General features: G+C 70.4%; 18 protein-coding genes. 8 read left to right on the top strand and 10 right to left on the bottom strand.

Annotated elements, in window-relative coordinates; genetic code table 11:
• The first annotated feature begins 96 nt into the window (after positions 1–96).
• Positions 97–483, top strand: coding sequence for a nuclear transport factor 2 family protein (locus GWK61_RS24185; RefSeq protein WP_194911561.1), 387 nt, complete (start codon positions 97–99; stop codon positions 481–483).
• A 75-nt stretch (positions 484–558) separates the two neighbouring features.
• Positions 559–1,428: a TetR/AcrR family transcriptional regulator gene (locus GWK61_RS24180; protein WP_194911560.1), complete on the top strand. Its 870-nt coding sequence runs from the start codon at positions 559–561 to the stop codon at positions 1,426–1,428.
• A gap of 24 nt (positions 1,429–1,452) precedes the next feature.
• Here GWK61_RS24180 and GWK61_RS24175 read toward each other — a convergent pair whose 3' ends face one another.
• From GWK61_RS24175 to GWK61_RS24165, 3 genes are all read right to left on the bottom strand, one after another.
• A complete protein-coding gene (locus tag GWK61_RS24175) occupies positions 1,453–2,988 on the bottom strand; it encodes an amidohydrolase family protein (protein ID WP_194911559.1) in 1,536 nt (511 codons plus the stop codon).
• Positions 2,989–3,136: 148 nt separating this feature from the next.
• Positions 3,137–5,161: a S9 family peptidase gene (locus GWK61_RS24170; protein ID WP_194911556.1), complete on the bottom strand. Its 2,025-nt coding sequence runs from the start codon at positions 5,159–5,161 to the stop codon at positions 3,137–3,139.
• Positions 5,162–5,220: 59 nt separating this feature from the next.
• Positions 5,221–5,784, bottom strand: coding sequence for a GPP34 family phosphoprotein (locus GWK61_RS24165; RefSeq protein ID WP_194911554.1), 564 nt, complete (start codon positions 5,782–5,784; stop codon positions 5,221–5,223).
• 267 nt (positions 5,785–6,051) lie between these two features.
• On the opposite strand from GWK61_RS24165, the gene GWK61_RS24160 reads away from it, so the two are divergent.
• The 4 genes from GWK61_RS24160 (at position 6,052) to GWK61_RS24145 (ending at position 12,843) form a co-directional block, all read left to right on the top strand.
• Positions 6,052–7,227 carry an ROK family transcriptional regulator gene (locus GWK61_RS24160; protein WP_194911552.1) on the top strand — a complete coding sequence of 392 codons (1,176 nt, stop codon included), beginning with the start codon at positions 6,052–6,054 and terminating at the stop codon, positions 7,225–7,227.
• A 95-nt stretch (positions 7,228–7,322) separates the two neighbouring features.
• Positions 7,323–9,155 carry an alpha-galactosidase D gene (locus GWK61_RS24155; protein ID WP_194911550.1) on the top strand — a complete coding sequence of 611 codons (1,833 nt, stop codon included), beginning with the start codon at positions 7,323–7,325 and terminating at the stop codon, positions 9,153–9,155.
• 83 nt (positions 9,156–9,238) lie between these two features.
• A complete protein-coding gene (locus GWK61_RS24150) occupies positions 9,239–11,620 on the top strand; it encodes a glycosyl hydrolase family 95 catalytic domain-containing protein (protein ID WP_194911547.1) in 2,382 nt (793 codons plus the stop codon).
• Complete coding sequence (locus tag GWK61_RS24145) at positions 11,617–12,843, top strand: SGNH/GDSL hydrolase family protein (RefSeq protein WP_323747725.1); 1,227 nt, start codon at positions 11,617–11,619, stop codon at positions 12,841–12,843. Before GWK61_RS24150 ends, GWK61_RS24145 begins: the two co-directional genes overlap by 4 nt.
• Before the next feature lie 19 nt (positions 12,844–12,862).
• Here GWK61_RS24145 and GWK61_RS24140 read toward each other — a convergent pair whose 3' ends face one another.
• Positions 12,863–13,063 carry an SDR family oxidoreductase gene (locus GWK61_RS24140; protein WP_194911545.1) on the bottom strand — a complete coding sequence of 67 codons (201 nt, stop codon included), beginning with the start codon at positions 13,061–13,063 and terminating at the stop codon, positions 12,863–12,865.
• On the opposite strand from GWK61_RS24140, the gene GWK61_RS24135 reads away from it, so the two are divergent.
• The gene (locus tag GWK61_RS24135) at positions 13,062–13,448 is read left to right on the top strand and encodes an SDR family oxidoreductase (RefSeq protein WP_194911543.1); all 387 of its coding nucleotides are present in this window, start codon (positions 13,062–13,064) and stop codon (positions 13,446–13,448) included. The two genes, GWK61_RS24140 and GWK61_RS24135, sit on opposite strands and share 2 nt — an antisense overlap.
• Before the next feature lie 303 nt (positions 13,449–13,751).
• Positions 13,752–14,000: a hypothetical protein gene (locus GWK61_RS24130; protein ID WP_194911541.1), complete on the top strand. Its 249-nt coding sequence runs from the start codon at positions 13,752–13,754 to the stop codon at positions 13,998–14,000.
• A gap of 47 nt (positions 14,001–14,047) precedes the next feature.
• Here the strand turns inward: GWK61_RS24130 and GWK61_RS24125 are convergent, their stop codons facing one another.
• From GWK61_RS24125 to GWK61_RS24100, 6 genes are all read right to left on the bottom strand, one after another.
• Entirely contained in the window at positions 14,048–14,197 is a 150-nt protein-coding gene (locus GWK61_RS24125; protein ID WP_228562858.1) for a VOC family protein, read from the bottom strand.
• A 97-nt stretch (positions 14,198–14,294) separates the two neighbouring features.
• Positions 14,295–14,813: a hypothetical protein gene (locus tag GWK61_RS24120; RefSeq protein WP_194911538.1), complete on the bottom strand. Its 519-nt coding sequence runs from the start codon at positions 14,811–14,813 to the stop codon at positions 14,295–14,297.
• Positions 14,814–14,916: 103 nt separating this feature from the next.
• A complete protein-coding gene (locus GWK61_RS24115; RefSeq protein ID WP_323747724.1) occupies positions 14,917–16,656 on the bottom strand; it encodes an NAD-dependent malic enzyme in 1,740 nt (579 codons plus the stop codon).
• Between the two features lie 53 nt (positions 16,657–16,709).
• Entirely contained in the window at positions 16,710–17,267 is a 558-nt protein-coding gene (locus tag GWK61_RS24110; protein WP_194911536.1) for a CGNR zinc finger domain-containing protein, read from the bottom strand.
• Positions 17,268–17,367: 100 nt separating this feature from the next.
• Complete coding sequence (locus tag GWK61_RS24105; RefSeq protein ID WP_194911534.1) at positions 17,368–17,670, bottom strand: iron-sulfur cluster assembly accessory protein; 303 nt, start codon at positions 17,668–17,670, stop codon at positions 17,368–17,370.
• 157 nt (positions 17,671–17,827) lie between these two features.
• Positions 17,828–19,402, bottom strand: coding sequence for an FAD-dependent oxidoreductase (locus GWK61_RS24100; RefSeq protein ID WP_194911532.1), 1,575 nt, complete (start codon positions 19,400–19,402; stop codon positions 17,828–17,830).
• Between the last annotated feature and the right edge of the window lie 119 nt (positions 19,403–19,521).

Genomic DNA, 19,521 nt, shown 5'->3' with positions numbered 1-19,521 from the left:
CGCGATCATGAGGGTGAGCTAAAGTTGTAGTGACACCAGTTTTGAGAACTCATCCACGATCATCGGCAGCAGATCCGCACCAGATCGGAGCGTTCCATGACGGACCTCGAGCGCAACAAGCAGGTCGTCGTCGACTACTACCAGACCGCGTTCGGCGGGAATCCGCAGAAGGCGGTCGCCGACCACTTCGGGCCCCGGTACGTGCAGCACAACCCGGACGCCCAGGACGGCCCGGAGGCCTTCATCGGTTTCGTGACCTGGCTGCGGGGCGAGTACCCGAACCTGCGGCTGGACATCAAGCGGGTGATCGCCGAGGGCGACCTGGTCGTCACGCACTCCCACCTCGACCTGGAGCCCGGCACGGACAACCCCGGGCGCGCGCTGGCGGACTTCTTCCGGCTGGAGGACGGCAAGGTCGTCGAGCACTGGGACGTCATTCAGGAGGTGCCCAAGGCCGCTGCGAACGACAACGGGATGTTCTGACGGCGGCCGATGACGCTGTCGCCGACGCCCCCTGATTTCGTCACGCGGCGGGACGATATAGTGATCCGGCAGAGCGTGACGAAAGGACACCCGATGGACTGCCGGGTCTGCGGCACCTCGTTGACCGCCGTGGGCCGGGGCCGGCCGCCGAGGTACTGCTCGCGGGCGTGTCGGAGCAAGGCGTACCGGGAGCGGGTCGCCGACCGGGGCGTCGAGGGCGTCGAACCGGCCGAGCGCGTGACGTTGGGGGTCGAGCAGATCGTGCGGGCCGCGATCGGGCTGGCCGACGATGAGGGTGCCCAGGCCCTGACCATGCGGGGCGTCGCCGCTCGCCTCGGGGTCGGGGTGATGTCGCTGTACCGGTACGTCGCCGGCCGCGATGAGCTAATCGATCTAATCACTGATGCCGTGTTCGGTGAGCGGTTGCTGCCCGAGGCCGACGGATCCGAAATCACTGGGCTCCAGACCGGTGGGCCGGACGGCTGGCGGGCGAAGCTCGAACTGTCCGCCCGCGCGGAATGGGAGCTCTACCAGGCGCATCCGTGGCTGCCCCGGGTCGCCGACCTGATTTCGCACCCACCCGCGAGCCGGAATCTGATGGCTTACACGGACTGGCGTTTGCGGACGTTGGCGGACTGCGGCTTCCCGTACCAGGCCATGGTGCAGATCGCGGCGCTGGTCAGCTCGTTCGTGCAGAGCATCGCGTTGTCGCAGGGGCACGGGCCGCGCAGTGGCGGGGTCAATCGGCGGGACTGGATGGCAGCGCGCAAGGACGCTTTCCAGCGCAGCTCTCGGGACCTGCCGATGGTGTCGCAGTTCGGCGAGGAGGCGTTACAGGCCACTGAGTCGGAAGCGCTGTTCGAGTTCGGACTTCAGCGTCTCTTGGATGGATTCGGGCTGATGCTGGAGCCGGCCAGCACCGCAGGATCCGCAAGCCCCGCATGACGCCTGACGCCTGACGCCTGATGCTCAGCCGTGGCACGGGCAGCCGGCTGCTGCGGTCGCCGAGTCGGTGATGCTCCCGGCGGCCCGCTCGACGTCCGCCAGCAGCTGCGCGCGTTCGTCCGGCCCGACGTAGCGGCCGCGGACGACGACGCCGGACAGCTTCGTGGTGTTCGTGATGTCCTGCAACGGGTTCGCGTCCAGCACGGCCAGGTCGGCCACGCATCCCGCGGCGACGCGGCCGGAGGCAGTGCCGAGGAAGTCCGCGGGCTCGACGGTCGCGGCGTAGAGCGCGGCGCGGGCGCTGAGGCCGGCCTCGACCAGCAGGCGCAGCTCGTCGTGCACGGAGAAGCCGGGGACGGTCCCGGGGGTGCCGGTGTCGGTGCCGACCATGATCGGCACGCCGGCCCGGTGCATCTCACCGACCAGGCGCAGCCGGTGTTCGAACAGCGCGGCCCAGCCGGCGTCGTCGGCCGGGGCCCGGTCCTTGAGGTACATGTCGTTCAGGGCGTAGTCCAGGCCGGCCTTCGACGGCGCGGGCAGGTAGCGGTCGCGCGGGTCGTTCTGGTCCAGCGTGCGCGCGTGGTCGAGGCCGTAGTGCATGATCAGGGTCGATACCTGGCGGCTGCGGTGGTGGGCCAGCCGCGCGTAGAGGGCCTGCGCCCGAGCCGGGCTGTGCGTGCCGGACGCGAGCATCTCCAGCGGGTGGATGTCCTGGAACCAGCCCGCGTAGTCACCCTGGGCCAGCCGGATCTGCTGGATCCGGGTACGGATCTCAGGCTCGCGCGACGAGCTGCCCAACAGCGTCCAGAACAGGTGCTCGAAGCTGGCCTGGCCGAGCGCGGCCGCCTCTTCCATCGGCACTTGGTCGGGACAGTGGCCCGCGAAGCGGATCCCCTGCGCCCGCGACTCGGCGGCGATCCCCCGCAGCGCCGGCTCCGAGACGCGCGAGTACACCTTGACGAAATCCGCCCCCTCGCCGACCACCTGCCGCACCGCCTGACGACCCTGCTCAGCGTCGGCCACGGAGAGCACTGCCAGCAGCTTGGGCTCCCAGATCGTGGGGAAGCCGTCGATGATCCGGCTGCCGATCGTGTACCGCGGCCCGAGCAGCGTGCCCGCCTCGATCTTCGGGCGCCATTCCCGCACCAGCGCGTTGCCGGCCATCTCCCGGACCGTGGTCACGCCGTTGGCGACGTAGAGCGCCGGGTCGATCTGCTCGAAGGCCAGGCCGTGCGTGTGCATGTCGGCCAGCCCCGGGATCACGAACTTGCCGCGCAGGTCGACGACGGTCGCGCCGGCGGGGATCGGCACCTGCGCGGACGGGCCTGTCAGGACGATGCGGTCACCGCGCATGAGGACGGTGGTGTCCCGGCGAGTCAGGCCACTGACGGGATCGACGACGGCGGCGTGAGTGAGTGCGAGCTCTGCGCCGGCTGCCGCCGCGCGCTCAGTCGCGGCGGCGGCTGCCGGCACGGCCTCCACGCCGGCAGCCGCGGTCGCGGCCGCGAGCCCGCCGACGAGGACCGTGCGACGCGACAACGAATACGTAGTACGAGTCATAATCAGCACTGTACACACTCGGCTTGATGAGTGCGGAAAGGCTACTATTACCCGACTACACAAAGGGTTTCACGCCGAATTTCGGCACGCTGAGAGTGATGATTTGTTTCGTCGCGGCGTCGCTGGGACCGTGACGAAAAGAAGGCCGCTACCGCCGGTCGATGTACGGCTTCCCGGTCGAAGCGTCCCGACCCGTCCGCAGCTCCACCACGGGGATCCCGGCCGGCTCGAAGCCGAACACCTGCCCGTAGAACGAGAGCTCCGCCTCCAGCGAGGTGATCTGGTTCTCCGCCTTGCGGAAGCCGTGCTGTTCGCCGGCGAACAGCAGGTAGGCGTAGGGGATGCCCTTGTCGGCGAGGGCTGCGGCGAACTTCTCGGACTGCGAGGGTGGGACGACCGGGTCGTCTTCGCCCTGGAGGAGGAGGACCGGGCAGCTCAGGGTGTCCACTCGGTTCACCGGGGCGCGGTCGGCGTAGATCTGTGCCGCTTCGGGGAGGGGGCCGACCATGGAGTCGAGGTAGCGGGACTCGAAGTCGTGGGTGTCCTCGGCCAGGGCGCTCAGGTCCGAGACGCCGAACAGGGACGTGCCGCAGGCGAACACGTCGGTGCCGACCAGGGCGCACAGGGTCGTCCAGCCGCCCGCGCTGCCGCCGCTGATCGCCAGGCGGGCACGGTCGGCGCGGTCGGTGTCGGCCAGGCCGGTGACGGCGGCGACGGAGTCTTCGACGTCCACCACGCCCCACTGCCCGCGCAGCCTGTTGCGGTACTCGCGGCCGTAGCCGGTGGAACCGCCGTAGTTGACATCCAGGACCCCGATGCCCCGGCTGGTCAGGTAGGCGACGTCGAGGCTGAACTCCATCCTGGACTGCGCGGTGGGCCCGCCGTGGACGTGCACGACGTAGGGCGGCAGTTCGCCCTCGGGCGCCGCGAAGTCCCGGTTGTTCGGCGGGTAGACGTTGGCGTGGACCTCGCGGCCGCCCGGGCCGGTCGACACGACGGCCTCCGGCAGCGGCAGGTAGCCGGCGTCCGGCATGTTCGCCGGGTCCACGGACTCCGCGACGACTTCGGCCGCACCGGCCGCCCCGGCCGCCCCGTTCGCGATGTCGACACGCACGATCCGCGACGCGGTGGTCGGGCTCGCGGCCCACGCCGTGACCGCGTCTCCGTCGGTCGCCATGGTGCCCCAGGAGGTGTACGGCAGGTCGAGGTCGTCCAGCTCACCGGTCTTCGGGTCGAGCACGCCGAGGGCAAGGCTCCCGCGGCCGTGCGACGCGACGATCCGGCCGTCGCGCAGCACGACGTAGGTGTGCCAGCCCAGGAGCCACGGCGCCGAGCAGAACTCCTCAGCGCGCAGACACAGCGCCTGCGGGCCGTCGCCGTCGCCGCCCTCCACGCCGACCCGGTACAGGTTCCACCAGCCGGAACGGTCCGAGACGGCGTACAGCGACGTGTCGTCGATCCACGTCGGCTGCGTGACCGACTCCTCAGCACCGCCGAGCACCGTCACCGGCTCGCCGAGCACTCCCCCGTCGCCGATCTCCGCGACCCGCAGCAGCGTGCCGTCCCAGGGCATGTTCGGGTGCTCCCACCCGATCCACGCCAAGCGACGGCCGTCCGGCGAGATCCGGGGCGAGGACAGGAAGTGCGTGTCGGTGCCGAGGACGCGAACCGCGCCGGAGCCGGACAAAGGGATCGCGACGAAAGCCCGGCTGACCTTGTGGTCGTCTGAATGGGACTCCCGCACACACCAGATCTCACGACCGTCGGGCGACGGCGTCAGCTCCGCATAGCGCAGCGCACCAGGCCTCGAAGGCTCGGGCGTCAGCGCGACCGGCTCGGACGCGCCCGGCGCGAGCCGATAAACCCGCTGGTCAGCGAAGTTCGCGAAGACCAGCGCGGGCCCGCCGTCCTCGGGGATCGCGATCCAGGACCGGCCGCCGTACTCGTGCACGCGGGTCCGCGCGTACCACGGCGCCGGAAGCAGCTCCACGCTCCCGCTTCCATCCGCCGCCGAACGCATGACCGTGATCCGGCCGCCCTCGTCGGGCCGACTCTCACTCCACCAGACCTCGTCGCCCACCATCGCGGGCCAGCCCAGTACCTTCGTACCGCGGGCCACGTCGGCGGCGCTGATCGGAGAACGCCAGGTCCCATAAGGTGAAGTCGTCGTCATGCCTCAACCATAGGCGGCGCCGGGCATCACCACAGCCCGCACCCGCCAAGGTCATCCGGTCATCGAAGGGCGGCGAACGAGGCTTCCCAGTCCGCTGTCATCGACGGGATGGCCCGCAGGCCGTCGTACAGCACCGCGTTCGCGACCGACCGATGCCGCCCGCGCCCGCTGGCGACCCATCCGACCAGCAGCTCCAGCCGCTGGCGTTGATCGCGGTGCTTGCGCCCCTTCAGATGCACCCGCGCGCGCCCCATCTGCTCGGCCAGGACGACGAAGGCCAGATCCCTGTCATCAGGATGCTGATCCGATTTGAGGATCCGCACCAACCGGTCCACGGCCCGCTCCAGCGGCCACCGGTCGGCGACGCGGATCCGGGTGTGCCCGAAGTAGCCCTCCCGGCGCACGGTGACCTCCAGGATCCCGAGCTCCCGGGCGGCCTCGACGTACCGGTCCAACCGGCCCGGCGCGCGGGTCCGCAGGTAGTCGGCCAACGAGTCCGGTGCCGGCCGGCCGCGCCTGGTCTTGTCCAGCAGGTCGGCCAGGACGAGCGTCGGCGCGAGGGCGGGGGTGAAACGCGGCCGTCCGTCGCGGTCGGGATCGACGGCGAGCAGGAGGAGGTGCATCCCGTTCTCCACACTCCAAAAATACGGAGCCGCGGGAAGGATGTCAGTACTCGAAGAACGATCGGCGCAAGAGTTCATCCGCGGTTACCGACCTCGTCACGAGCCGATGGCCCCCCTGATCGACCGCTGTGCGCCATACCTTCGATCGAATATCAAAGATAATTTTCTCCTTGCTTTTCCCAGGTGATCGGCGATGGATGATCACTGTTCGCAGAGTCCCCACTTCTTTCATTGACAACAGAAAAGAACAGTCCTAGGTTTCCGGCCGTGCACACCACTCCCGCCGACGACCTGGTCCTGACCGCGACGCCCGCCGCGTCCCTGGTCTTCACCACCGTGCTCGCCCACGGACCGATCACCCGGAGCGAGATCGCGCAGCGGGCCGGCCTGTCCGCGGCCGCCGTGACCAAGGCGGTGCGGCCGCTCATGGACGTGGGCTACCTCGTCGAAGACCTCAACGAGGGTGCGCGGTCGGCCCTGGGGCGCCCGGCCAATCCGGTCCGGGTGAACGCGGGGCGGGCGTTGTTCATCGGGGTCAAGGTGACCGCGGACGAGATCATCGCCGTCCTGACCGATCTGCGCTGCCGGGTCCGGGCGGCCCGGCACGTCCGGCTCACGGACCGGGAGCCGGAGGCCGTGCTGCCCGCGATCACCGCGCTGGTCGAGGAACTGTCCACGGAGGCCGACGGACTGGGTGTGCCGGTCCGGGGCCTGGGCATCGCCGTCTCCGGTGACGTGGACCGGGCCGAGGGCGTGGTCCGGTACTCGCCCTTCCTGGAGTGGCGGGACGTCCCGCTCGCCGAGATCGCCGCCACGGCCACCGGGCTGCCGGTCACGGTCGACAACGACGTCCGGGCGCTCACCGTCGCCGAGCAGTGGTTCGGAGCCGGAGTCGGGCTGGCGGACTTCGCGCTGGTGACCGTGGGCGCCGGCATCGGCTGCGGCCTCGTGGTCCACGGACGCGTGGTGTCGGGCACCCACGGCGTGGCCGGGGAGATCGGCCACCTGCCCATCGAACCGCTCGGCCCGCAGTGCCACTGCGGCAACTACGGGTGCGTGGAAGCCATCGCCGCGGACCCGGCGATCCTGCGCGACGTCCGCGAGGCCTCGGGGGAACCCGTGGCCACGGTGGCCGACGCGCTGGAGATGGCCCGCCGCGGAGACCCGGGGGCGCGCGCGGTCTACGCCCGGGCCGGCGCGGCGATCGGCCGGGCCATCGGCTGCGTCGTCAACCTGTTCGGCCCGGACCGGGTGATCATCTCCGGCGAGGGACTGGCCGCCTACGACCTGTTCGCCGACGGGATCCGCGAGGCGTTCGTCGCGGCGGCGTTCGGCACCGCGGCCCAGTGCGACCTGATGACGCGGCCGCTGTCGTTCGAGGAGTGGGCTCGTGGCGCCGCGGCGACCTCGATCCAGTCCTTCATCGGTTCGGACACGCAGTAACACGCACTAGGCAGTCCCAAGGCAGTCCCAGCACAGTCCCTAGGCAGTCTCAGCACCAAAAACCTGTCTCCCACCCCACACAGGAGGTTCGACCCATGCGGTCATCCTCGTACCCCCGCCTGCCCAAAATCGCCAGAGCCGCGTTGGTCCTGGTCTCCGTAGGCACGGTCGCCGCGGTCATCCCCGCAGCGACCGTGCAGGCCGACAGCCACAGCTCCGCCACCGCAAGCAAGACCGCGACCGCGACCACCATGGCCGCCACGCCCTACATGGGCTGGTCGAGCTGGAGCATGCAGTCCTCGTCGTATCCGGGCCTGAACCCCAACGGCAGCTACAGCTACCTCACCGAGGCCAACGTCCTGAAGCAGACCGACGCCCTGGCGGCCAACCTCAGCGCCTACGGCTACAACTACGTCAACATCGACGCCGGCTGGTGGCGCGACAACACCTGGAAGCCGGAGTACGACCAGAACGCCAGGCAGGCCCCGGACCCGGTCCGCTTCCCGAACGGGATGAAGCCGGTCGCAGACCACATACATGCCAAGGGTCTCAAGGCCGGTATCTACCTCCCCGTCGGCCTGGAGAAGGAGGCCTACGGCGGCGGCACCGTCCCGATCTGGAACGCCCCCGGCTGCACCACGGCCGACATCGTCTACCCGGACCTGCGCACCACCAACGGCTGGGACAGCTCCTACAAACTGGACTTCGCCAACACCTGCGCGCAGAAGTACGTCGACTCCCAGGCGCAGATGCTCGCCGACTGGGGCTACGACTTCCTCAAGATCGACGGCGTCGGGCCCGGCTCGGGCAAGTCCGGCGACAACTACGACAACACCCCGGACGTGGCCGCCTGGAACCAGGCCATCGCCGCCACCGGCCGTCCCATCCACCTGGAGCTCTCCTGGTCGCTGGACCGGGGCACCGCCGCCGCCTGGAAGCAGTACTCGAACGGCTGGCGCATCGACACCGACGTCGAGTGCTACTGCGGCACGCTGGTCACCTGGGACAACTCGGTCAAGGCACGCTGGAACGACGCCCCCGTGTGGAGCGACGTGGCCGCTCCCGGCGGCTGGAACGACCTGGACTCCCTCGACGTCGGCAACGGCACGATGGACGGCCTGACCAACGCCGAGCGGCAGAGCTACGAGACGCTGTGGGCCATCAACAAGTCCCCGCTGTTCACCGGCGACGACCTCACCCAGCTGGACAGCTATGGCCTGTCGTTGCTCACCAACCGCGAGGTCATCGCGGTCGACCAGAGCAACTCGCCGGTCGCCCGGCCGATCAGCACGATGGGCGACCAGCAGGTCTGGGCCGCCAAGAACGCCGACGGCAGCTACACCGTCGCGCTGTTCAACCTCGCCGGCGCGCCTGAAGCCGTCACCGCCTACTGGGCCGCGCTGGGGTTCCAGGGCAACGCCGCGGTACACGATCTGTGGAACCACCAGGATCTCGGCAGCTTCCGCAACCAGATCACCGAAGCGCTGCCCGCGCACGGCTCGCGGCTGTTCACCGTGCGGCCCGCAGGCAGCACCGTGACCACCACCGCCTACGAGGCCGAGTCCCCGAACAACACGCTGAGCGGCAGCGCCGCGATCACCGCCTGCCCGGAGTGCTCGGGCGGGAAGAAGGTCGGCAACCTCTACGGCAGCGCGAAGCTTCAGTTCAACGGCATCACGGTGAAGAAGGCCGGGATCTACACCATCACCGTGGCCTATGTGGACGGCAGCACCGACCGGACCGCGACCATCTCCTCCAACACCGGCAGCGGCACGAACATCGCCTTCCCGTCGAGCGGTGACTGGAACACCGCCCACTCCATCAGCTTCCAGCTGGGCCTGAACGCGGGCGCCAACTCCATCACCTTCGACAGCAACGGGTGGTACTCGCCCGACATCGACAAGATCGACGTCCCCGCGTCCTCCTGACCACCGGCGCCGGCGCGGGGCCGGGTCCGGTGACGCGGACCGGGCCCCGTGCCGTCCATCCCTCACCAACGGAGTGCACGACCATGGACATCCCTCGCAGAAGCTTCCTGGCCGGCGCCGCAGCCGGCGCGGTCACCGTGTTCGGCGTCCGGCCCGCCTTCGCCGCCACGCCGGCCCCGGTACGCCCGACGCAGTCCCCGCTGCTGGCTCCGGCCCTGGCCGCGAAGAACCAGCTGTGGTGGCAGGCGCCCGCCTCCCCCTCCTCGATGATGACGCAGGGCCTGCCGGTCGGGAACGGCCGGCTCGGGGCGCTGGCGAGCAACGACCCCGCCTCCGAATACCTGACGATCACCGACGAAACGCTGTGGACCGGCGGCCGCAACGACGCGTTGCAGAGCGACGGCCAGTTCCCTTACAGCGCCAACGATTTCGGCTCCTTCGCTCTGCTCGCGCAGCTGACCGTCGCCATCCCGGCTCATGACCTGAGCGTGGTCAACAACTACCGGCGCACGCTCGACCTGGCTCAGGGGGTGCTGACGACGTCGTACGACGTCAACGGGGTCACCTACCAGCGGCAGATCTTCGCCAGCCGCCCTGACGACGTCATAGTCCTGCGATTCACGCAGCACGGTGGCGGCGCGTATACGGGCACTGTCTCCCTGGCCGGTACGCACGGGGAAGCCACCACCGTCGACAGTTCGTCGACGCTCGCCTCGTTCGGTGGCACGCTCGCCAACGGTTTGACGTACGGCGCCGCGCTCACGGCTCAGAGCAGCACCGGTACGGTCGCCGTTAGCGGGACGTCGCTGTCCTTCACGGACTGCCGGGACCTCACGGTCGTGGTCAGCGGCGGCACCGACTACGCGCCGGACTTCGCGGCCGGTTTCCGGAACCCGGACGTCGACCCGCTCAGCCTGGCGCAGACCAAGGTCCTCGACGCGGGCCGGCAGTCGCCAACCGCTCTGCTGTACACGCACGTCGCCGATTTCCTCGGCGAGTTCAGCACATTCGCCGTCGACTTCGGCGCGTCGTCCGCGTCCCAGAAGGCCCTGGACACCTGGGACCGGATCCAGGCCCGCGCTCGGGACGACATCCCCGACCCGGAGCTGGAAGCCGCGTACGTGCAGTTCGGGCGCTACCTGATGATCTCCGGGTCCCGGGGCGGGCTGCCGCTCAACCTTCAGGGGCTGTGGCTGGACGGCAACAATCCGGCGTGGATGGCCGACTTCCACACCGACATCAACCTCCAGATGAACTACTGGATGGCCGACCGGGTCGGGTTGTCCGACTGCTTCGACGCGCTGACCGACTATTGCCTCGCGCAGCTGCCGTCGTGGACGGACATCACGCAGCGGCTGTTCAACAGCCCGACGAACCGGTACCGCAACTCCAGCGGGAAGATCGCCGGCTGGACCATCGCGATCTCCACCAACCCCTACGGCGGGGGCGGCTGGTGGTGGCATCCGGCCGGCAACGCCTGGCTGTGCCACAACCTGTTCGAGCACTACGAATACACGCAGGACCGCGCCTATCTCGCGAAGATCTACCCGCTGATCAAGGGCGCCGTGCAGTTCTGGGAGGCGCGGCTGATCACGACGACCGTGACGGATGCCTCCGGCGGCACGCGGCAGGTGCTGATCGCGGACAGCGACTGGTCGCCGGAGCAGGGGCCGCTCGACGCCAAGGGCATCACTTACGCGCAGGAACAGGTATGGAACCTGTTCAGCCGCTACCAGACCGCGACTCAGGTACTCGGCCGGGACGCCGGATACAGCCGGACCGTCCAGGGGCTTCAGCAGCAGTTGTACCTTCCGGTGGTCAGTCCCACGACCGGGTGGTTGGAGGAGTGGATGACCCCTGACAACCTCGGGGATCCGCAGCACCGCCACCTGTCCCCGCTGTTCGGGCTGTTCCCCGGCGACCGGATTCGGCCCGACGGCTCGACCCCTTCGGACATCGTCGCCGGCGCGACCGCCCTGCTCACTGCGCGCGGGATGAACAGCTACGGCTGGGCCAACGCGTGGCGCAGCCTGTGCTGGTCGCGGTTGAAGAACGCGCAGAACGCCTACCAGCTGTATGTCAACAACCTGAAGCCTTCTACCAATGGGACGAACGGGACTGCGCAGAACCTGTTCGACATCCTCAACCTCTCGGCCGGCAGCGGCGCGTTCCAGATCGACGCGAACTTCGGGACTCCGTCTGCGGCTGTCGACATGCTGGTGTACTCGCGGCCCGGGTACGTCGAGTTGCTGCCGGCGCTGCCTGCTGCGTGGGCTGCTTCGGGGTCGGTCACCGGGGTCGGCGTGCGGGGCGGCTTCACTGTCGACGTGAGCTGGAAGGGCGGCAAGGTCACGCGGGCCAGGCTGCGCAGTGTCGGCGGTCAGAGCACGACCGTGGTGGTCAATGGGAAGGCGCAGATCGTGCGCTTGCGGGCCGGGCAGTCCGTTTCCTTGGAGGAGCTGTGAGACGCGCCGTCCTGAGATCCGTCGTAGCCGCGATGGTTGGCCTCGCTTTGACGATCACGCCGCAGGGTGCCGCGCAGGCGTCCGGGACCCGGGTCGGTGCGTGGTCGCCGAGCATGACGACCGGCGGGCCGTCGTTCACCGACCAGACCATTCGGATGGTCGCGCACAGCAGCGTCGCGGGCTCGGATGCTCGTATCACGCTGTCCAACCGGTACAGCAGCAGCCCGCTTGTGGTGAGTGCTGTGGCGATCGCGCCGCAGGCCAGTGGTGCGACGCCGGTGGGTGGCAGCACCCTGACTGTCACCTTCGGCCACTCCGGGGCGGTCACTGTCCCGGCCGGCCAGGAGGTGGTCAGCGACGCCGTTCCGATCACGGTCAGCGCTGGGGAAAACCTGCTGGTCAGCCTTTATCTGCCCGGCCCGACCGGTACCTCCACCTGGCACTCCGACGCTTTCGACACGACGTACGTCGCCTCCGGCGACCACAGTGGTGACGAGAGCGCGGCGGCGTTCGGGAGCACCACGACCTCGTGGTACTACCTGGCCGGGCTGGACGTCGTGCCGGCGACGGCCCGGGGCACCGTGGTCGCGTTCGGCGACTCGATCACCGACGGGTACCACTCCTCAACCGGGACGTACACGCGCTGGCCGGACCTGCTGGCCGACCGGCTCGGCGCGGCGCCGGGACCGGGGACGGGTCCGCAGCGGCTGAGCGTCGTGGACGCCGGGATCGGGGGGAACCGGGTGCTCACCGACGTGCCGAACCTCTGGCAGGGTGTCAGTGCCCTCAAACGCTTCGGGCACGACGCGCTCGGGCAGCCGGGGGTGCGCGACGTGATCCTGCTGGAGGGCATCAACGACATCGGCAACAACGCCGGCCCCGGCGGTGCGCCGCTGACCGCGCAGGACCTGATCGCCGGCTATCAGACGCTGATCGCGCAGGCGCACGCGGCGCATGTGCGGATCATCGGCGGGACGCTGATGCCGATCAAGGGCAACGGGTACTACACGCCCACCGCCGAGACGCTGCGGCAGACCGTGAACGAGTGGATCCGGACGAGCGGCGCGTTCGACGGCGTCGTCGACTTCGACCAGACGATGCGGGACCTGAACAACATCGCGTCGCTGAATCCTGTGTATGACTCCGGCGACCACATTCATCCCAACGATGTGGGGATGCACGCGATGGCGGATGCGATCGATCTGCAGCTGCTGCGAGGCTGATCGGGTTGTCTGCTGCGGTTCACAGGTTGATGACGGAGATCAGTCCGCCGTCGACCAGGATGTCGGCGCCCGTCACGAAGGCTGACAGGCCGCTCGCGAGGTAGAGGATCGCGTGGGCGATGTCTTCCGGTGCGCCGACGGTGCGGAGCGGGGTGCGGTCTGCGATGTGGCTGCGGTTCAACCAGAGCCTCGCCATCGTGGTCAACTCGGCCGGCCTCATGTCACCGGACTCCCTCGCCACGACCACCAGCCAGGACTGGGACCGCGTCCTGACGGTGAACCTGACCGGCTGCTTCGACGTCCTCAAATCGGCCGTCCCGCACATGACCCGCCCCGGCAGCGTCATCCAGATCGCCTCGATGATTCGTCCAGGATGCGCTCGACCGCTGCGGAGTCTGCGACGTCGTCCGTTCGGCGATCCCCGGGGGTCCGGCACCCTGCTGTGGCGGTCGTGCCAGCCTCGCATCCGCCTCGCGTCCGTGTTCGCCGACGCCGACGCCGCTCAGCGTGTCCTGGATGCTCATGGCGAGGACGGGTATCTGCGCCGGTGGGTGGCACATCCGTTCCCGGCCGATGAGCTGAGGGAACTGCGTAGCTTGGTCTGAACGTCCAGGGAGAGCGTCGGGCTGGACATCCCGACCGGAGCGCCGCGCTCCCCCGCACGTCCACCGGATGGACCAGCCGGCTCGGCGGCGCGTTCGCACAGCTCGCGCAGGTGTCGCTTCCGTTGCGAAGCGGCTTCCGGATGGCGGCGGCGGCGTTTACATCGCAGAATCCGGGGCAACCGGTCGCGATCAGATTGAGTCGCCCATGGCCCGAGTGTGACGAGGCGGTGGTGGATGATGTTCGGCCCGGCAACCTGGCGTCGGTATCGTGAAACGAGGCAGAAGGCGACATGCGAGCGCCTGATGCGGGAGCTGTGCGGCCGGGCGTTGGTCCGCGAGGCCGAGGACCTCGTGGAGACGGTGTGGATCGAGGGCCTGGACCGCGCCGAACACGCTGATCCCACCGTGCGCCTCATCCTGGAACGCGAGCGTGCCTCCTTCATCCGCGCCGCACGACGCCGCGCGGCCGAGGCGGACAAGGACCAGCGGCGGCTGGCGGCGGTGACCGCGGAGATGGTGCAGCTGACGCGGACCGGGCCGCCCGCCGACTGAAGGTGACGACTACACAAGTCTGACGGACAGCGCGGATCCGAGGTGAGTCAGACGTCGGACTCCAGCGCGAACGTGTTGCCGTCCGGATCCTGGAACCACGCGATCCGCCCGCCACCGGCCCGCGGCGTGATCCCCCGCGTGTCGTGCTCGAACTGCTCGTACCGCGTGAACTCCACGCCGGCCGCGGACCGGTACACGTTCAGCGCCAGCCCGCCGCCAGATGCGTAGATGCGCGCGCCGCCTGCGATGCGGGCGCATCGGCACGGTCTTCACCACCGGCCGCCCGAGCTTGCCCTACACCAGCGGGAACTCCGCCACGTGCTCCCTGGTCAGCAGCAGGTCCAGACCGGCGAAGCCGAGCCCTGCGACGTAGTCGACCGGCACGGCGACGTGCTTGCGGTGCCACAGATGCCCGGCGGTCAGCAGCACGTGCGTGATCGCGCCGTCCCCGCGGCGAACCACCAGCCCCAGAACGCGGCCGACGTCGCCGTCCAGCGCCTGCACATGGTCGCCCCGGCGGATCCGGGTCTGCGCGTCGGGCAGGCTCGGCGTCGTCGCCGGGGCCTCGACGTCGCGCACGCGGGCTGCCGGAAGCCGGTTGAAGGCGCCGCGGTCGCAGTCCAGCAGCACGCCATAGGCCGTGGGCCGCGCCGACTCGGCCGCGACCAGCCGCGCACCGCCGCCGACCGAGCACACGACCAGGTCGGCCAGGCGCGGGACGTCCGGTTCGACGACGAACTGCAGCAGCTCCCCGCAGTCGGCGTCGGAGCAGTACACCCTGCTCCCCAACTCGAATATCGCGGAATCGCTCATCGCCGCACTCCTCGACCCGTGGGTCTCTTTCGAATATACGGCGCAGCTCAGGCGAGCGACAGAGCGATCAGGCCGGTCAGACCCACCAGATGGGTCAAACCGATCAAACAGCGACGATCTCCGGATACACCGGCTGCCACATCGCCGCCCGCACCTGCTTCTCGATCCCGTCCCCGACCTCCACCCCGGCCACGCCGGCCTCCGCAGCCGCACGCGCCACGGCCACGGCGACCGCCACCGACGTCTCGCGCAGCTGCGGCACCGGCGGCAGGATCGGCGCGCCGGGCGTGTCGGTGTCCACGCGGTCGGCGACCGCCTGCGCCGCGGCGGCCAGCATGCCGTCGGTGACGCGAATGGCCCGCGCGACGATGGCGCCCAGCCCCAGGCCGGGGAACACCAGGGCGTTGTTCGCCTGCGCGATCTGGTAGGTGACGCCGTCCCGCTCGACCGGGTCGAAGGGGCTGCCGGCGGCGATCAGCGCCCGGCCGTCGGTCCAGTCCAGCAGGTCGCTCGGGGTGGCCTCGGCCAGCTCGGTGGGGTTCGACATCGGCAGGATCAGCGGCCGGTCGGTGTGCGCGGCCATGGCGCGCACGATCGGCTCGGTGAAGGCGCCGCCGCGGCCGGAGGTGCCGATCAGGATCGTCGGGTGGATCCGGTCGACGACCTCGGCCAGGGTCACACCGTGCCGGTCGGCGTCGTGGGCCCAGTCCGCGCTCTCGGCGGCGGGCCTGGCGTAGCGGACCTGGAAGTCGCGCAGGGTGTCCTGGTCGTCGGTGAGCAGGCCGTAGCGGTCCACGCACCAGATGCGCGCCGTCGCCTCCTCCGGCGACAGACCGTCACGATGCAGGGCCTCGCGCAGGTCGTCGGCGATCCCGACGCCGGCGCTGCCCGCGCCGAACACCACGATGCGGTGCTCGCGCAGCGGCCGGCCGCCGGCCGCGACGCCGGCCAGGACCGCGGCGAGGGTGACCGCGCCGGTGCCCTGGATGTCGTCGTTGAAGGTGAAGACCTTGTCCCGGTAGCGGTCCAGGATGCGGTGAGCGTTCGCGGTCCCGAAGTCCTCCCAGTGCAGCAGCGCGTCGGGGAACAGGTGCCCGGCGGCCTGTACGTAGGCGTCGATGAACGCGTCGTACGCCTCGCGGTCCACGCGCGGGTGCCGGTTGCCCAGGTAGCCGGGGTCGTCGAGCAGCTCCTGGCGGTCGGTGCCGACGTCCAGCATCACCGGCAGCACCCGCGCCGGGTCGATGCCCGCGGCGGCGGTGTAGACAACCAGTTTGCCGACCGCGATGTCGACGCCGCCGACGCCCCAGTCCCCGATGCCCAGGATCGCCTCGCCGTCGGTGGCCACGATCAGGTCCACGTCCTCCGGCCCGAGCCCGGCGGCGCTCAGCGAGCGCTCGATGTCCTGCGGCGCGTCCACCGACAGGTACACGCCGTGCGGCCTGCGGTATTCGGCGTTGTAGTGCTGGATCGCGGTGCCGACGGTCGAGGTGTAGACGATCGGCAGGATCTCGGCCAGGTGCTCGGTGACCAGCCGGTAGAACAGGACCTCATTGCGGTCGCGCAGGCTGGCCAACGAGACGTACTTCTCCAGCGCCGTCGGCTGGGACCGGAACTGCTCGTAGACGCGCGCGGCCTGCTGGTCCTGGGTGACCACGGCCTGCGGGAGCAGCCCGACCAGGCCGAGGGCGTGCCGCTCGGCGAGGGTGAAGGCGGTGCCGCGGTTGAGGCGCGGATCGGTCAGGACCGAGCGGCCCCGGGCCATGGTCGCCAGGCGCCGGGCCTGCTCTGTCCCCGTGCCGTGCGTGCCCTGCGTGCCCTGCGCGCCGCCCTGGTTCGTCACGGAACCAGCATCTGCCTCAGCGAGGGCGGGCTGCAACCAAGGGAGCTAAGGGTTCATCTCGTGGTCTGGACGTCGCCACGCTTGCGCGCCCGATAGGCGGCGACGTTGGCCCGCGTCGCACACCGGTCCGAGCAGTAGCGCCGCGAGCTGTTGGTCGTGGTGTCGACGAACACCTTCCGGCACGGCAGCGCCTCGCACAGCCCCAAGCGCTCGGGCCCGCGCTCGGCGATCGTGTACGCCAGGCCGAAGGCCGCCCCGGTCACATAGGACCGGGCCGGCCCCTTCGGCTCGTCGGTGAGGTGCAGGTGCCAGTCGCCGGTCAGGTGGTCGCTGATCGTCGCCGAGACCGGGAAGTCGCACAGCAGTTTGTTCAGGGCGTCGGTGGCGCGCTCGACCCGGCCGGTGGCGGCGAGCTCAAAGACCCGCCGCAGCCGGGGCCGGGCCTCGCGCAGCTCGTCCAGGCCCGCCTCGGCCGCGGTGCGGGACACGTTCCAGCCCTGCGGCATCAAGCGGCACACGTCGTCGCACGATTGCAGCCGGTCCAGGCCGGCCCCGCGGTCGTCCGTGTTCACCAGCTCGACTGCTCGGTCGGCGTAGGCGAGGAGCTTCATGCCGGGCCCGTTGCCCCGAAATCGGTGGTCGATTCGAGAACGGCGAAACCTGCGAATCGCCCGATTATCGGACGAAAGGGCACGGCCGCAGCCCGGCCGGCTACAACCCCGGCTCCCCGACCACGAACTTCACGCTCCCGTCGACGTCGACCGTCGCATCGAGCTCGCGGCCGTCGAGCACGGTCGCGGCCGTGGACTCCAGGAAGATGCGCGCCGGACCGGACTCCACGACCTGGTCGCCGGCGTCGGGGCCGGTGGCCAGGGACGCCGAGAACTGGTCCTGGTTGCCGTTCAGGCTCGGGTCGGCGGCCACGATGCGCAGCCCGGCGGTGTCGGGTGGAAGTTCGGAGTTCGAGGTCAGGACCTGAATGGCGGCCGCGGCCCGATCGGTGAGAGACAGCACGACATCCTCCAGGTGCTGGGACGGTCGGAGAAACCCACGGATCCATGGGTTCCCCCTTGGTTACCCGATCGCGGCCGGTCAAACGTCCGCGGAACGAGGCAGAACTGTGGTGCGATCATCACACCCTCACAGTGCGTCCATCACTACAGTGCGTCCATCACTCCGCCGCCGCCAGCGCCAGATAGGCGCGCGCCGGGGCCAGCGGCTCGACGGCCGGGCCCTGGAGCAACGCGCCGTCCGGGGCGAAGCGGGATCCGTGGCACGGACACTCCCAGGTCTTCTCCGCGTCGTTGAAGCCCACGGTGCAGCCCCGGTGCGGACACAGCGCCGAGACCATCCGCAGCAGCCCGCTCTCGTCGCGGTAGGCCGCGCAGTGCTCGCCGCCGACCTCCACCACCGCGCCGTCGCCGGGCCGGATCGCGTCCAGCGCCTGCCGCTCGTCGGGCTCGACGCGGTGCCGGACGATCGAGCGGACCGGCCCGCTCCAGGTGTCCTCCGGCCGCAGGTCCTGCTCCAGCCGTATCGGCGAGAACGGCCCCGCCCACGCCGGCAGCCGCTCGCCGCGGATCCCGGCCTTGATCAGGCGCCCGGCCAGCACCGCGTTCGTCGCGTCCCAGCCGCCGAACCCGGTCGCGATCCAGACGCCGCGCCGGTCCGGGGCGGCGGAGGCCCGGCCGATCACCGGCAGGTGGTCGGCGGTCGCATAGTCCTGAGCCGACCAGCGGTAGGTCACGTCGGTCAGGCCCACGGCCGCCGCGGCCCACGCGGACAGCCGGGCGAAGCGTTCGGCGATGCCGCCGGAGCCGGGCTCGTGCTGCTCTCCCGCTACGACGACCATGCGACGGCCGTCGGCCCCGCTGGCTCCGTCGGCCCCGTCGGCCCCGTCGGTCCCGGCGCCCAGCGGCGCGGTGCGGACCGATCCGCCGAGGTCGCCAACCGCGGTGTACATCCCCTCCGGCGCCTGCCCGGCCGACACCGCCCCGGCCAGCAACAGCTCACGCCGGGGCCGCAGCGCGCGCCGGACGGCCGACGTCGCGGCGATCGGGAAGCCGGTGGCGACCACGACGTGCTCGGCGGCGACCGAGCCGCCGGTCTCGGTCATGACGACGCAGGGTTCTCCTTCGTCGACCGTGACCACGCGGCTGTGTTCGTACACTGCCGAACCGCGCCGGACGAGGTCGCGGGCCAACGCCAGGAGCAGCTTGCGGGGGTGGAACTGGAGCTGGCCCTCGACGCTCATCGCGCCGAGCATCGGCGACGGCAGCCCGCTGCCGCTGCCGTAGAGGGCCGGGACGCCGGCCTCGATCGCGGCGGCCCACTCTTCGTGCAGCTCCGGCAGCGCGTGCTCGTCGGCGGCGTAGATGTAGGCCGGACGCCGCTCCAGCTCGCAGTCGGCGCCCAGGGCCCCGGCCACCTCGGCGAGGCGTTCCACCGCGAGCGCCTGCGCCTCGGCGAAGCACCGGGCCGCGTCCGGGCCGGCGGTGCGTGCGATGCGGTCGTAGGCGAGCGTCTGGATCATCGAGGCCTGACCCGCTCCGCCGCCTTTGGCGGCGTCCGCGATGCGCCCGGCCTCCAGCAGCGCGACCCGGCGTCCGGTGCGGGCCAGCTCCCACGCCGCCCACAGTCCGGCGGCGCCGCCGCCGATGACCGCCACGTCGGCTCGCCCACGACCGTCCAGCCTCGGGTACCCCGTCTCGCCGCCGCCGTTCGTCCAGTAAGCCTCGTCGGTCATGGACGCCGGGTAACCGACCTGAAGCAGTTGAAACCCCGTTCACCCACATAGACGCAAGGGGGTCGTCGGCGGCCGTCGGCGGCCGACAAGCGCGCCGCCGACGGCCGCCACGCTCACCG

It is taken from the genome of Catenulispora rubra (assembly GCF_015356825.1).
Taxonomy (GTDB): Bacteria; Actinomycetota; Actinomycetes; order Streptomycetales; family Catenulisporaceae; genus Catenulispora; species Catenulispora rubra.
This window is presented reverse-complemented; position numbering and strand designations above follow the sequence as displayed.